The organism is Saccharopolyspora hordei (genome assembly GCF_013410345.1).
In the GTDB taxonomy this organism is placed as follows: Bacteria; Actinomycetota; Actinomycetes; order Mycobacteriales; family Pseudonocardiaceae; genus Saccharopolyspora; species Saccharopolyspora hordei.
Genome location: NZ_JACCFJ010000001.1, coordinates 1,404,457 through 1,417,904, shown reverse-complemented (window position 1 = coordinate 1,417,904; position 13,448 = coordinate 1,404,457). Strand labels below are relative to the sequence as shown.

The following is a 13,448-nucleotide window of genomic DNA, read 5'->3' as shown; positions in this document are numbered from 1 at the left end:
ATGCAAATCCACAAGTACGACGTGGTCATCGTCGGTGCTGGGGGCGCCGGGATGCGCGCCGCGATCGAGGCCGGGCAGCGCGCCCGCACCGCCGTGCTGACCAAGCTCTACCCGACCCGCTCGCACACGGGTGCCGCCCAGGGCGGCATGTGCGCGGCGTTGGCCAACGTCGAAGAGGACAACTGGGAGTGGCACACCTTCGACACGATCAAGGGCGGTGACTACCTGGTCGACCAGGACGCCGCCGAGATCATGGCGAAGGAGGCCATCGACGCGGTCCTCGACCTCGAGAAGATGGGTCTGCCGTTCAACCGGACCCCCGAGGGCAAGATCGACCAGCGCCGGTTCGGCGGCCACACCCGCGACCACGGCAAGGCCCCGGTGCGCCGCGCCTGCTACGCCGCGGACCGCACCGGCCACATGATCCTGCAGACGCTGTACCAGAACTGCGTCAAGCACGGCGTGGAGTTCTACAACGAGTTCTACGTCCTGGACATCATGCTCAACGACGGGCCGGACGGGCAGCAGGTCTGCACCGGCGCCATCGCCTACGAGCTGGCCACCGGCGAGATCCACGTCTTCCACGCCAAGTCGGTCATCTTCGCCACCGGCGGCTTCGGCAAGGTCTTCAAGACCACCTCGAACGCCCACACCCTGACCGGTGACGGGATGGGCATCGTCTACCGCAAGGGCCTGCCGCTGGAGGACATGGAGTTCTACCAGTTCCACCCGACCGGCCTGGCGGGCCTGGGCATCCTCATCACCGAGGGCGTCCGCGGCGAGGGCGGCATCCTCCGCAACGCCGACGGCGAGCGGTTCATGGAGCGCTACGCCCCGACCATCAAGGACCTCGCGCCGCGCGACATCGTCGCCCGGTCGATGGCCCTGGAGGTGCTGGAGGGCCGCGGCGCGGGTCCGAACAAGGACTACGTGCTGCTCGACGTCACCCACCTGGGCCGGGAGCTGCTCGAGACGAAGCTGCCGGACATCATGGAGTTCTCCCGCACCTACCTGGGTGTGGAGCCGACCGAGGAGCCGGTGCCGGTCTACCCGACCGCGCACTACGCGATGGGCGGCATCCCCACCAACGTGCAGGGCGAGGTGCTGCGGGACAACGAGAACATCGTCCCCGGCCTCTACGCGGCCGGCGAGTGCGCCTGCGTCTCGGTGCACGGCTCCAACCGCCTGGGCACCAACTCGCTGCTGGACATCAACGTGTTCGGCCGCCGGTCCGGCATCGCCGCCGCGGAGTACGCGCTCGGCCACGACTTCGTCGACATGCCGGAGCACCCGACCAAGCTCGTCGAGGGCATGGTCAACCACCTGCGCACCGCGAGCGGTGGCGAGCGGGTCGCCACGATCCGCGCCGAGCTGCAGCAGACGATGGACGCCAACGCGTCGGTGTACCGCACCGAGGAGACGCTGAAGACGGCGCTGTCGGACGTGCAGGCGCTCAAGGAGCGCTACGGCCGGATCTCCGTGCACGACAAGGGCAAGCGGTACAACTCCGACCTGCTCGAGGCCATCGAGCTGGGCTTCCTGCTCGACCTGGCCGAGGCGCTGGTCAACGCCGCGCTGGCCCGCAAGGAGTCCCGCGGCGGTCACGCCCGCGAGGACTACACCGCCCGCGACGACGTGAACTTCATGCGGCACAGCATGCAGTACAAGGTGCTGCCTGAGGAGGAAGACCCGGACGCCCCGCTGGGGCTCACCGGTTTCCAGGCCGACATCCGGCTGGACTACAAGCCCGTCGTCGTCACCCGGTACCAGCCGATGGAGCGTAAGTACTGATGACCGCCGCCACCACGACCAAGAACGACGCGAACCAGATCCCGGAGGACGCGCCGCCGATCCCTGACGACGCCACGATGGTGACCGTCAAGATCCTGCGGTACAACCCGGAGACCGACGAGGACATGCACTGGGAGTCCTACCGGATCCCGGCGCTGCCCTCGGACCGCGTGCTGAACCTGCTGCACTACATCAAGTGGTACGTCGACGGCACGCTGACCTTCCGCCGGTCCTGCGCGCACGGCGTGTGCGGGTCCGACGCGATGCGGATCAACGGCGTCAACCGGCTGGCCTGCAAGGTCCTGATGAAGGACATGCTGGCCAAGGACGGCGAGACCACCCTGACCATCGAGCCGATCAAGGGCCTCCCGGTGGAGAAGGACCTGGTCGTCGACATGGAGCCGTTCTTCGAGGCCTACCGGTCGATCAAGCCGTACCTGATCACCTCCGGCAACGAGCCGACCCGGGAGCGGATCCAGTCGGTCGCCGAGCGCGCTCGGTTCGACGACACCACCAAGTGCATCCTGTGCGCGGCGTGCACCACGTCGTGCCCGGTGTACTGGGCGGACGGGAACTACTTCGGCCCGGCGGCGATCGTCAACGCGCACCGGTTCATCTTCGACAGCCGCGACGAGGGTGCCGACGAGCGCCTCGACATCCTCAACGACGTCGACGGCGTGTGGCGCTGCCGCACGACCTTCAACTGCACGGACGCCTGCCCGCGTGGCATCCAGGTCACCAAGGCGATCCAGGAGGTCAAGCGGGCCCTGATGTTCCGCCGCCGCTGACGCGCGGCAACGCCGGACCGGCGCTCACCCCACGGGGTGGGCGCCGGTTCTGCGTCGGAGGCCGTTCAGGAGGCCTTGCGGGCCGCGCGGAGGGCGCGCCAGCCGAGCACGCCGATGATCGTGCCCAGCACCAGGGAGACCACCGCGATCACCAGGTGGACGACGAGGTAGCTCGTCGGGGAGCCGTCGGCCCAGGAGCGGTCGCTGTTCCAGATGTTGCGCACGAAGTTCGGCCACAGCAGGTACGACCACACGCCGAAGGCCAGCAGGAACACCGCTACGCGTCGGGAAATCACCACGGGTGCCATTGTCCGCCGTGAGCGGGCTCACCCGGTGCTCCGGGTGGGCGTTGCCGGTACGCGTGGGCCTGCGGTTGACTAGCCTGGTGCGCGTGCCTCGACGTGCCCGCGGTCCGGTCCTGCTTCGCACCAAGGTCGCCCTCTGCGCCCTCGGCGTGGCGCTGCCACTGCTGAGCGGCACCGCACAGGCGCAGGAGTGCCCCGACCGCGCCGCGCCCCCGCCACCGGTGGACACCTCCGAGGTGCCGCCGCCCGGTGAGCCCTCGCCGGGCCCCCTCCCGGTGCCGGAGACCCCGGTCGGCGGCGACCAGCTGGCCGGCTGCGACGTGCTGCTCCCACCCGGGGCGCCCGCACCCCCGCCCGAGGTCACCTCGGCCAGCTGGGTGCTCGCCGACCTGGACACCGGTGAGGTGCTGGCCGCCCGCGACCCGCACGCCCGGCACCGCCCGGCGTCCACCATCAAGGTGCTCACCGCCCTCACCGCGCTCCGCGAGCTCCGGCTGGACGACACGATCGTGGCCACCCAGGAGGACGCGAACCAGGAGGGCAGCCGGGTCGGCCTCTTCCCCGGCACCACCTACACCGTCCGCGACGTGCTCACCGGCCTGATCCTGCGGTCCGGCAACGACGCCGCGCACGCCCTGGCGGGGAAGATGGGCGGCGTCGAGGCCACCGTGGACAAGATGAACGCGCTGGCCGCGTCGCTCGGCGCGCTGGACACCCGCGCGGCGACACCGTCCGGACTGGACGGCCCGGGCATGAGCACGTCCGCCTACGACCTGGCGGTCATCTTCCGCGTGGCGATGCAGCACCCCGAGTTCGCCCGGATCGCGGGCACCGAGCAGGCCTTCCTGCCGGGCGCGCCCGGCGGTCCGCCGATCGAGGTCTGGAGCGACAACCAGGTGCTGCGCCACTACCCGGGCGGGATCGGCGGCAAGACCGGGTTCACCGACGACGCCCGGCACACCTTCATCGGCGCCGCCGAACGCGACGGGCGCCGGCTGGTGGCGGTGCTCATGCGCGGCGAGAACCAGCCCGTCCGGCAGTCCAAGCAGGCCATGCAGCTGCTCGACTACGGGTTCGCGCTCGGCGGCGGGGGCGTCGGCGAGCTGGTGACCACCTCCCCGGCGCCGCCTGCGGAGACCCTGCCGGACGAGCGCGCGGTGCGGGCGGAACCGGAGAGCGCCTCGATGTTCGGCACGGTCGGCGGCCCGCTCGCCCTGCTGGCCGCGGCGGGCGTCGCCGTGGGCGCCGCGGTCGCGGTGCAGCGGCGCCGGGCCGCCCTGGCCCGCCGGCGGCGCAGCGGCGGCGACGACCACCCCTGATCTGACGGGAAGGACTACCGGCCGCGGCCGGTGCGTGGTCTCATTGTTTACGAATCCGTACCGTTATTGATTGGGGGCGGACATGGGTGTCCTGGTCGTCGGAGCCGGCCCCACCGGGCTGGCGCTGGCCTGCGCGCTGCGGGCGCACGACGTGCCGGTCCGCGTCATCGACCGGGCCGGCGGACCCGCGACGACGTCGCGGGCGAACATCCTGCACGCGCGCGGGGTCGAGGTGCTCAACCGGCTCGGCGCGCTCGGGGACCTGCCGGAGCGGGCGCAGCCCGCCGTCCAGCTCACCCTGCGCGCCGGGCACGAGCCGCTGGCCACCGTGCGCTTCGGCGAGATCGAAGGCCGGCAGCTCCGCGCGCTGTTCATCCCGCAGACCGCGGTGGAGGAGGCGCTGCACCGACGGCTCACCGAGCTCGGCGGCAGCGTCGAGTGGGGGCGCGAGCTCACCGACCTCGCCCAGGGCCCGGACGGCGTGACCGCCACGGTCTCCGGCGAGACCGCGCACGCCGACTACGTGGTGGGCTGCGACGGCGCGCACAGCGCGGTCCGCAGGCTGGCCGGCATCGGCTTCCCCGGCGTCGCCCTGGCGGACCAGTGGCTGCTCGCCGACGTGACCGCCGACTGGGACCTGGACCGCCGCGGCTCGTCGGGGTGGTTCTCCCGGGACGGGGTCTTCTTCGCCATCCCGATGCGCAGCGAGCACGACGACGCGTGGCGGGTGATGGCCGACGCCGAGCACGCCGACGGCGACGTGCTGGACCAGCTGCGGCGGCTGCTCGTCGAGCGCACCGGGCAGGCCGACGCCGTGCTGCGCGAGGCCGACTGGACCTCGGTGTTCCGCATCCACCGCCGGCTCGCCGACAGCTACCGGGCCGGGCGCGTGCTGCTCGCCGGGGACGCCGCGCACATCCACAGCCCCTTCGGCGGGCAGGGCATGAACACCGGCATCGGCGACGCGGAGAACCTGGCGTGGAAGCTCGCGCTGGTCGTGCAGGGCCGCGCCAGCGCCGCGCTGCTGGACACCTACCAGGCCGAACGGCGACCGCTGGCGGAGGACGTGCTGCGCGGGACCACGGCGACCACCCGGGTGCTGCTGACCGACGGGGCCGTCGGCCGCGCGGCGCGCGCCGTCACGGCCCGCGTGGCGCGCCTCGGTCCGGTCCAGCGGTACGCGACGTGGCTGGCGTCCCAGCTCTGGGTGACCTACCGCGAGGGCCCGCTCGGGGCCCGGCGCGGCCCCCGGCCGCGACCCGGCGACCGCGTGCCGGACCTGGTGTGCCGGGACGCCGACGGCCGCCGGACCCGGCTGCACGCCGAGCTGCGCGGCCGCTGGGCGGTGCTCGGCGGCGACGGGGTCTCGCTCGGGGAACCCTTCGTGCACCTGGCACCGGAGCGGCCGCTCCGCGGGACCTGGCTGGTGCGCCCGGACGGGCACCTGGCGTGGCGCGGGGACACCCCCGGGCAGCTCCTGCGCTGGTTCGAGACGACCCTGCGGACCGGGAGGGCGGCGTGACCCGGGCCCGCGGGCGACCCCGCGACCCCGAGGCCGACCGGGCCATCCTGCGAGCCGCGCTGGAGCTGTTCCTCGAGCGCGGGGTCGCGGGCACCAGCATGGAGCAGATCGCCAAGCGCGCCGGGGTCGGCAAGCTCACCGTCTACCGGCGGTGGGACTCCAAGGAAGCGGTGCTGGCGGCCGCGATCGAGTCCGCCCGCGACGAGATGCCGGAGACCGCGCCGCCCGACCCCGGTGACGTGCCGGTGCCGACGCTGGTCCGGCAGACCCTGCCGGACCTGGCCGAGGCCCTCACCGCGCCCCGGCTGCGGGCGATGGTCGCCCGCGTCTTCGGGGAGAGCGCCAGCCACCCGGAGCTGATGGCGACCTACTGGGAGCACTACGTGGTGCCCCGGCGGCGGACCGTCCGGGCGCTGCTGGAGCGCGCGCGGGCCGAGGGGACGCTCGCCGCGGACGCCGACCTGGACGTGCTCATCGACATGCTGGTCGGCGCCGTGCTGTTCCGGCTCCTCCAGCCCGAGCCGCTCGACGCCGCCGGAGCCCGCGCCTACCTGGAGTCGGTGTACCGCCACGCCGGGCTGCTCGACGAGCGGTGAGCGCTCAGCGCCTGCGCCACCACGCCCAGCCGACGAGCGCCCCGAGACCGCCCAGGCCCACCAGGCCCGCGGTGGCGCGCGCGCCGGAGCGGCCGCGCACCTGCACCACCGGGCGGATGATCGCCGGGCCCGGCGCCGGCGAGGCCTCCGCCTCCTGGTACTCCGGGGCCGACGCCGTCCACGCGGTGACGAAGAGGATGAACCGCGAGGTGAGGTTGGCGAACACCAGCAGACCGAGGACCGGCCCGAACGCCGCGCCCGCCGGGGAGCTGGTGACGCTGTTGAGGTAGACCACCGCGACCTGCTTGAGCACCTCGAACCCGATCGCGGCGAACAGCGCGCCCCACACCGCGGTGCGCAGGCGGACCGCCTTGCGCGGCAGCCGCGCCAGCACCCACAGGAACACCAGCCAGCTCGCCGCCAGCGACAGCAGCGTGGTCAGCCCGCGCAGCGCGAACACCGCCACCGCGGTGTGCTGGATCCCGAAGAACTCGAACAGCCACAACCCGACGCCGCCGAGCGCGCTGATGCCGAACGAGATCGCCAGCGCCGCACCGAGGCCGATCAGCGACAGCAGGTCGGAGAGCATCCGCCGCAGCACCGGCTGCTGGTCGGGCTGCTGGGTCCACTGGGCGGTCAGCGCCTCGCGCAGGTTGGTCATCCAGCCCAGCCCGGAGTACAGCGCGGCGAGCAGGCCGATCACCCCGACCGCCCCGGCCTGCCGGATCGCCTGGTCGACGACGCCGGTCAGCATCTGGCTCATCGCCGCGCTGGGCACCGCCGAGGTGATCGACTCCTGCAGCTTCCCGAGCAGGTCGGGGTTGCCGGCGAGCACGAAACCGGCGACCGCGAACGCGATCATCAGCAGCGGCACCAGGGCGAGCACGCTGAAGTAGGTGATCGCCGCCGCGTAGTAGTCGCCGTACTGCTTCTGGTACCGCTCGAACGCGCGGATCAGCCGGTCCAACCAGGGGTGCTTGCGACGCAGCAGCGTCAGCCGCCCCGGTCGTTCGTCCTGTTGCCCGGCCACGGTGCACCTCCCGCCGCAACGGCATCCGCCGATCGGCAGCAGGCTACCCGCAGATGATCAGTTCAGCCCATCGGCGGAAGGAAACCCACCCGATCGAAGACGGTGCGCAGCGTCTCGCCGGCCACCTCGCGGGCGCGCTCCGCGCCGCGGTGCAGCACCTTGTCCAGCTCCGCCGGGTCGTCGAGGTAGGCCTGGACCTTCTCCTGGAACGGCGTGACGAACTCGACCACGACCTCGCCGAGGTCCTTCTTCAGGTCGCCGTAGCCCTTGCCCTCGTAGGCCGTCTCCAGCTCGGCGACGCTCCGGCCGCTCAGCGCCGAGTAGATCACCAGCAGGTTGCTGATGCCGGGCTTGTTCTCCACGTCGTAGCGGATCTCGCGCTCCAGGTCGGTGACCGCGGAGCGGATCTTCTTGGCGGAGCGCTTGGGCGACTCCATCAGCTCGATGACACCGGAGGGCACCGACTTGCTCATCTTGGAGGTCGGGTCCTGCAGGTCGTAGATCTTCGCGGTGTCCTTCGGGATGTGCGCGGCCGGGACGGTGAAGGTCTGGCCGAACCGGGAGTTGAACCGCTGCGCCAGGTTGCGGGTGAGCTCCAGGTGCTGGCGCTGGTCCTCGCCGACCGGCACCGCGTCGGCCTGGTAGAGCAGGATGTCGGCGGCCTGCAGCACCGGGTAGGTGAACAGCCCGACGCTGACGTGCTCGGCCTCCTGGCGGGCGGCCTTGTCCTTGAACTGGGTCATCCGGCCGGCCTCGCCGAAGCCGGTCTGGCACTCCAGCACCCAGCTGAGCTGGGCGTGCTCCGGGACGTGGCTCTGCACGAACAGCGTGGAGCGGTCCGGGTCGATGCCGAGGGCGAGCAGCTGGGCGGCCGACAGCCGGGTGCGCTGGCGCAGCTGCGCGGGGTCCTGCTCGACGGTGATGGCGTGCAGGTCGACGACGCAGTAGAAGGCGTCGTGGTCGTCCTGCATGGTGACCCACTCCCGCAGGGCGCCCAGGTAGTTGCCGAGGTGGAACGAGTCGGCGGTCGGCTGGATGCCGGACAACACGCGGGGACGAGCCGCGGACTGGCTGTTCTGGGGTGCGGTGTCGCTGCTGCTCACGAACTGATTCTCGCAAGCCCCGCGCCGCGGGTGGGAACGGACCTCCGGTCAGGAGGTCTTGCGCTGGTTCTCCGGCTGGACCTTCTTCTTCCGGAACGCGCCTGCGACCATGCCGACCACGCCGAGCCCGACGGCGGTGAGGCCGACCGGAGTGGCCAGCGAGTCCAGCGGTCCGGGCGGCCCGGACGGCAGGGCCAGCGGTCGGGCGGTGGCCGCCGCCGCAGTCGCGAGCACCGTCGCCGCGATGACGGCACCGAGCGCGGAGACTCGCATGGCCACGCGAGCTATTCGGCTACGCACGAGCGCGCCTCCCTCACGATGATTGACCCGATCAGGTCAGCATTCCTTCGAGTCCGGTGGCAGACCGTACCGGTCGCCGGTTACGCCCGTGGTCGCTCCGTGTGAACCGACCACGACGGAGTGATCATATTTTCCGGCGAAATGGACCTGGATCCGGGGCTGTGCAACGGAGAACGGCGCAGGCCAGCGCGCGGATCGACCCCTCTCCGGACCCCCCGGCGCAGCCGCTAGGGTGACCCACGTCACACACTTCTGTGTGGGCAGCTCCCGAGCGACCCCCGGCCGGGCCCGGAGGGGCGCGGCCCCCACCGGAACCGGACGTCCGATCCCGGTGGGAGCCGCGCCGAGCGGAGGCCTCAGACCGGGCTGACGCCGAGCTGCACCCGTCCGGGGCGCCCGTAGGTGGTGGTGCGTTGCCGGGCGGGTCGTCCCGCGCGGGCGGCCAGTTCGTGCAGCTCCTCGACGCTGCGCTCCGACCCGTGCTCGGACCCGGCCATGCGGCTGATCGTCTCCTCCATCAGCGTGCCGCCGACGTCGTTGGCCCCGCCGTGCAGCACCTCGGTCGTGCCGGCGTCACCGAGCTTGACCCAGGAGCACTGGACGTTGTCGACCCGGCCGTGCAGCAGCACGCGCGCCATCGCGTGCACCGCGCGGTTGTCCCGGCGGGTCGGGCCCGGACGGGCCAGCCCGGCCAGGTAGATCGGCGCGTTGCGGTGCACGAACGGCAGCGGCACGAACTCGGTGAACCCGGCGGCTCCGTGCTCGGCCGCGGCGTCCTGCACCCGGGCGAGCGTCCGGAAGTGCCCCAGCCAGTGCTCGGGCGTGTCGACGTGGCCGTACATCATCGTCGACGAGGACGGGATGCCCAGCCGGTGCGCGGTGGTGACGACCTCGACCCACTCGGCGGCGGGCAGCTTGCCCTTGGTGAGCACCCAGCGCACCTCGTCGTCGAGGATCTCCGCCGCCGTGCCCGGGATGCTGCCCAGCCCGGCCTCCTTCAGCTCGGCCAGCCAGTCCGCCACGCTCACCCCGGCCTTGGCGGCCGCGCTGACGATCTCCATCGGGCTGAAGGCGTGGACGTGCATCTCCGGCACCCGCTCCTTGATCGCGCGCACCAGGTCGGCGTAGCCGGACACCGGCAGCCGGGGGTCGATGCCGCCCTGCATGCAGATCTCGGTGGCCCCGGCCCGCCACGCCTCGTCGGCCCGGTCGGCGACCTCCTCCGGGGAGAGCCGGTAGGCGTCGGCGTCGCGCTCGCGCTGGGCGAAGGCGCAGAACCGGCAGCCGACGTAGCAGATGTTGGAGAAGTTGATGTTGCGGTTGACCACGTAGGTGATGTCGTCGCCGACGACCTCCCGGCGCAGGTCGTCGGCGATCCGGGCGAGCTCGTCGAGCGCGGCTCCGTCGCAGGTCATCAAGGCCATCGCGGCGTCGTGGTGCGCTTCGTCGAGCAGCGCGGCCGGGTCGGAGGAGGCCAGCCGGAGGCCCTCCCGCACGTCGGCGTCGAGCCGCTCCGGCGCGGACGCCGCGGGCACCTGGGCGCGCAGCGCGTCCCAGTCGCCGTAGACGGTGTCGAAGTCGCTGCGGCGGTCCTCGCTGCGGCCCGTGGTGTCGATGCTGCGGTGCAGGTCGGTGCGGCCGATGGACTCGAAGCCGCCGTCCGGCTCCTGCCACTCGCGGCCGACGATCTCGGCGTCCGGGCGGCGCAGGCCGTCGGCGTCGGCCAGCGCCGCGACGTGCCCGGCGACCCGCAGGTCGAGCCACTGCGTGCTGTCGCCCGCGAGCCCGGCGCGCACGTAGCGCGGGTAGGCGGTGAGCCGCTCGCGGAGCTCGAACCCGGCTTCCGCGGTGGTCGCGGCCAGGTCGTCCAGCGCCGGCCAGGGGTGCTCGGGGCTGACGTGGTCCGGGGTCACCGGGGAGACACCGCCCCAGTCGTCGATCCCCGCCCGCAGCACGAGCAGTTGCTGGTCACCGACCAGGTTCGGCGGTGCCTGGACGCTGACCCCGGACGGCATGAGCAGCCGCGCGACCGCGACGGTGGCGGCCAGGTCCTCCAGGTCGGCGTCGGGCACGTCCCGCATCGCGGTGTCCGGTTTGGCCCGGAAGTTCTGCACGATGACTTCCTGCAGGTGCCCGTACTGCCGGGCGACGCGGCGCAGCGCGAGCAGCGACTCGGCGCGCTCGGTGCGGGTCTCGCCGATGCCGATGAGGATCCCGCTGGTGAACGGCACGGCGACGCGACCGGCGTCCTCCAGCGTGCGCAACCGGACGGCGGGCTCCTTGTCCGGGCTGCCGAAGTGCGGACCGCCCTTGTCCCGCCACAACCGCTCGGCGGTGGTCTCCAGCATCATGCCCATGCTCGCCGCGACCGGCTTGAGCCTGGTCAGCTCCGACCAGGACAGCACGCCCGGGTTCAGGTGCGGCAGCAGCCCGGTCTCCTCCAGCACCGCGATCGCGCAGGCCCGGACGTAGTCCACAGTGGAGGAGTAGCCGCGGGCCTCCAACCACTCCGCGGCCGCCGACCAGCGTTCCTCGGGCCGGTCGCCCAGGGTGAACAGCGCTTCGGTGCAGCCCGCTTCGGCGCCGCGCCGGGCGATCTCCACGACCTCCTCGCGCTCCAGGAACGCGGACTCGACGCGGTGCGGCACGGTGGCGAACGTGCAGTAGTGGCACCGGTCCCGGCACAGCCGGGTCAGCGGGATGAACACGTTGCGGGCGTGCGTGACCACACCCGGACGGCCTTCGGCGAGCAGGTGCGCGTCCCGCGCGCGGCCCGCCGCGGCCAGCAGTCTCTCCAGGTCGTCACCGCGGGCGTGGAGCAGCACGGCGGCCTCGGTGGCGTCCAGCGAGGCACCGTCGGTGGCTCTGCGGAGCGCCCGGCGCATGGCCGAATCGCTCGGAGTGGGTTCGGGCTGGGCGAGTTGCAGATCTACGACCGACACCAGCCGACTCTAAGTCCGAGGTCCCGCGTCGCGCAGCCGCCCGAGGCGTGCCGTACAGCTCACTCTCGGCTAGGGAATTGCTCCGTTCCGCCCTACCGCGCATCCCCAGATCAGGCGCAGAATCCGACGAACAGCACTGGGAGGATCACATTCTGTCTCTTCAGGAGGGACACGTGTCACGCAGAAGATTGAAGGGCAGAACTGCGCGCATCGCCGGTTCTGCCCTCGCGCTGGCGCTGCTGGTGCCGGCGGGCGTCGTCAGCACGGCCGCCACCGCGCCCGCGAGCGACGCCGCACCCGCGCACTTCGTCGTCATCGGCCCGACCGGTGACGGCCTGGCGCAGACCGAGGAATCGGTCCGCGCGGCCGGCGGTGCCGTGGTGCAGAGCTGGCCGCAGATCGGGGTCGTGGTGGCGACCTCCACCGACCCGGCGTTCGCCGAGGCGGTGCGCGGACTGCCCGCGGTCGAGCAGGCGGGCAACACCCGCAACCTGGCCGAACAGCTCCCGCCCGAGCAGTCCACGCGGCTGGAGACGCTGGAGGGCACGACGGCCGCCCCCGCGGTCACCGCGCAGGCCGGCCAGGAGCCGCTGGAGCCCGAGCAGTGGGACATGCGGCAGATCGGCGTCGACCAGGCGCACGCGATCTCCCGGGGCAGCGAGGACGTCACCGTCGGCGTGCTGGACTTCGGCATCGACCCGACGCACCCCGACCTGGTGCCGAACCTGGACGTGTCGAAGTCGGTGAGCTGCGTCGACGAGGGCGTCCCGGACACCCGCCAGGAGGCCTGGCAGCCGCAGGACGAGACGCAGAGCCACGGCACGCACGTGGCCGGGACCATCGCCGCGGCCCGCAACGGCCTCGGCGTCACCGGCGTGGCCCCGGACGTCACACTGGCCTCGGTGCGGGTGATCGACGACGACGGGTTCATCTACCCCGAGTACGCCATCTGCGGTTTCATCTGGGCCGCTGAGCACGGGTTCGACGTCACCAACAACTCCTACTTCGTCGACCCCTGGTACCTGTGGTGCGACAGCGACCCGGACCAGCGGGCCGCGGCGGAGGCGGTGCGCCGGGCGGTCGACTACGCCACCAGCAAGGACGTCGTGACCGTGACCTCCGCGGGCAACAGCAACTGGGACCTGTCCAAGCCGATCCACGACACCGAGAGCCCGAACAACGGCGGCCCGACGCAGGACCGCTGGACCGGGCACGAGTGCCACGTGCTGCCGGGCGAGCTGCCCGGTGTGGTGTCGGTGTCCGCGGTGGGCGTCGACTCGGTGAAGTCGTACTACTCCAACTACGGGCTGGGGTCCATCACCGTGACCGCCCCGGGCGGCGACAAGGACCAGGTCCCGGACACGCCGTCGCAGAACGGCCGGGTGCTGTCCACGGTGCCCGGCGGCGGCTGGGGCTGGATGCAGGGCACCTCGATGGCCGGGCCGCACGCGGTGGGCGTGGTGGCGCTGCTGCGCAGCACCCACCCGGAGTGGAACGGCCCGCAGACGATCGGCGCGCTGGCCAACCAGGCGGACGCCCTGGCTTGCCCGGAGAACTACGACCCGGACGGTGACGGCAAGCCGGACGCGGTGTGCGCGGGCGGCGCCACCGGCGCGGGCTTCTACGGCGCGGGCCTCGTCGACGCCCTCGACGCGGTCCGCTGACGCCAGGGTCCTCCACCCGAACAGGTGACGCGTGAAGGGCACCTTCCCCCAACCCGGTGGGCGGAAGGTGCCCTTCACCCCTTCCTCC

11 protein-coding genes are annotated in these 13,448 nt (G+C 72.5%); 6 read left to right on the top strand and 5 right to left on the bottom strand.

Features of this window, described 5'->3' with window-relative positions; all coding sequences use genetic code 11:
* Both sdhA and HNR68_RS06710 read left to right on the top strand, forming a co-directional pair.
* Complete coding sequence (gene sdhA / locus HNR68_RS06715; protein ID WP_179718672.1) at positions 1-1,791, top strand: succinate dehydrogenase flavoprotein subunit; 1,791 nt, start codon at positions 1-3, stop codon at positions 1,789-1,791.
* Positions 1,791-2,579, top strand: a complete 789-nt coding sequence (locus HNR68_RS06710; RefSeq protein WP_179718671.1) for a succinate dehydrogenase iron-sulfur subunit — start codon at positions 1,791-1,793, stop codon at positions 2,577-2,579. Before sdhA ends, HNR68_RS06710 begins: the two co-directional genes overlap by 1 nt.
* Before the next feature lie 65 nt (positions 2,580-2,644).
* Here the strand turns inward: HNR68_RS06710 and HNR68_RS06705 are convergent, their stop codons facing one another.
* Entirely contained in the window at positions 2,645-2,878 is a 234-nt protein-coding gene (locus HNR68_RS06705) for an SCO4848 family membrane protein (protein WP_179718670.1), read from the bottom strand.
* Between the two features lie 92 nt (positions 2,879-2,970).
* On the opposite strand from HNR68_RS06705, the gene HNR68_RS06700 reads away from it, so the two are divergent.
* The 3 genes from HNR68_RS06700 (at position 2,971) to HNR68_RS06690 (ending at position 6,321) form a co-directional block, all read left to right on the top strand.
* Positions 2,971-4,203: a D-alanyl-D-alanine carboxypeptidase family protein gene (locus tag HNR68_RS06700; RefSeq protein WP_343049977.1), complete on the top strand. Its 1,233-nt coding sequence runs from the start codon at positions 2,971-2,973 to the stop codon at positions 4,201-4,203.
* Between the two features lie 70 nt (positions 4,204-4,273).
* A complete protein-coding gene (locus tag HNR68_RS06695) occupies positions 4,274-5,725 on the top strand; it encodes an FAD-dependent monooxygenase (RefSeq protein WP_246330404.1) in 1,452 nt (483 codons plus the stop codon).
* Positions 5,722-6,321 (top strand): TetR/AcrR family transcriptional regulator C-terminal ligand-binding domain-containing protein, encoded by a 600-nt coding sequence (locus tag HNR68_RS06690; protein WP_179718669.1) that lies wholly within the window; start codon positions 5,722-5,724, stop codon positions 6,319-6,321. Before HNR68_RS06695 ends, HNR68_RS06690 begins: the two co-directional genes overlap by 4 nt.
* A gap of 4 nt (positions 6,322-6,325) precedes the next feature.
* Here the strand turns inward: HNR68_RS06690 and yhjD are convergent, their stop codons facing one another.
* The 4 genes from yhjD to HNR68_RS06670 all read right to left on the bottom strand — a co-directional run bounded on the left by yhjD (position 6,326) and on the right by HNR68_RS06670 (position 11,696).
* Positions 6,326-7,351, bottom strand: a complete 1,026-nt coding sequence (yhjD, locus tag HNR68_RS06685) for an inner membrane protein YhjD (RefSeq protein WP_179718668.1) — start codon at positions 7,349-7,351, stop codon at positions 6,326-6,328.
* Positions 7,352-7,413: 62 nt separating this feature from the next.
* Positions 7,414-8,454, bottom strand: a complete 1,041-nt coding sequence (gene trpS, locus HNR68_RS06680; RefSeq protein ID WP_179718667.1) for a tryptophan--tRNA ligase — start codon at positions 8,452-8,454, stop codon at positions 7,414-7,416.
* Between the two features lie 48 nt (positions 8,455-8,502).
* Positions 8,503-8,727: a hypothetical protein gene (locus HNR68_RS06675; RefSeq protein ID WP_246330723.1), complete on the bottom strand. Its 225-nt coding sequence runs from the start codon at positions 8,725-8,727 to the stop codon at positions 8,503-8,505.
* A 383-nt stretch (positions 8,728-9,110) separates the two neighbouring features.
* On the bottom strand, positions 9,111-11,696 hold the full coding sequence (locus HNR68_RS06670; protein ID WP_179718665.1) for a bifunctional FO biosynthesis protein CofGH: 2,586 nt from the start codon (positions 11,694-11,696) through the stop codon (positions 9,111-9,113).
* Positions 11,697-11,869: 173 nt separating this feature from the next.
* On the opposite strand from HNR68_RS06670, the gene HNR68_RS06665 reads away from it, so the two are divergent.
* Complete coding sequence (locus tag HNR68_RS06665) at positions 11,870-13,360, top strand: S8 family peptidase (RefSeq protein ID WP_343049976.1); 1,491 nt, start codon at positions 11,870-11,872, stop codon at positions 13,358-13,360.
* The last annotated feature ends 88 nt before the right edge of the window (positions 13,361-13,448 follow it).

Coding starts and splice junctions, on each gene's coding strand:
- sdhA (WP_179718672.1), top strand. CDS start 1: ATGCAAATCCACAAGTACGACGTGGTCATCGTCGGTGCTGGGGGCGCC.
- HNR68_RS06710 (WP_179718671.1), top strand. CDS start 1,791: ATGACCGCCGCCACCACGACCAAGAACGACGCGAACCAGATCCCGGAG.
- HNR68_RS06675 (WP_246330723.1), bottom strand. CDS start 8,727: ATGCGAGTCTCCGCGCTCGGTGCCGTCATCGCGGCGACGGTGCTCGCG.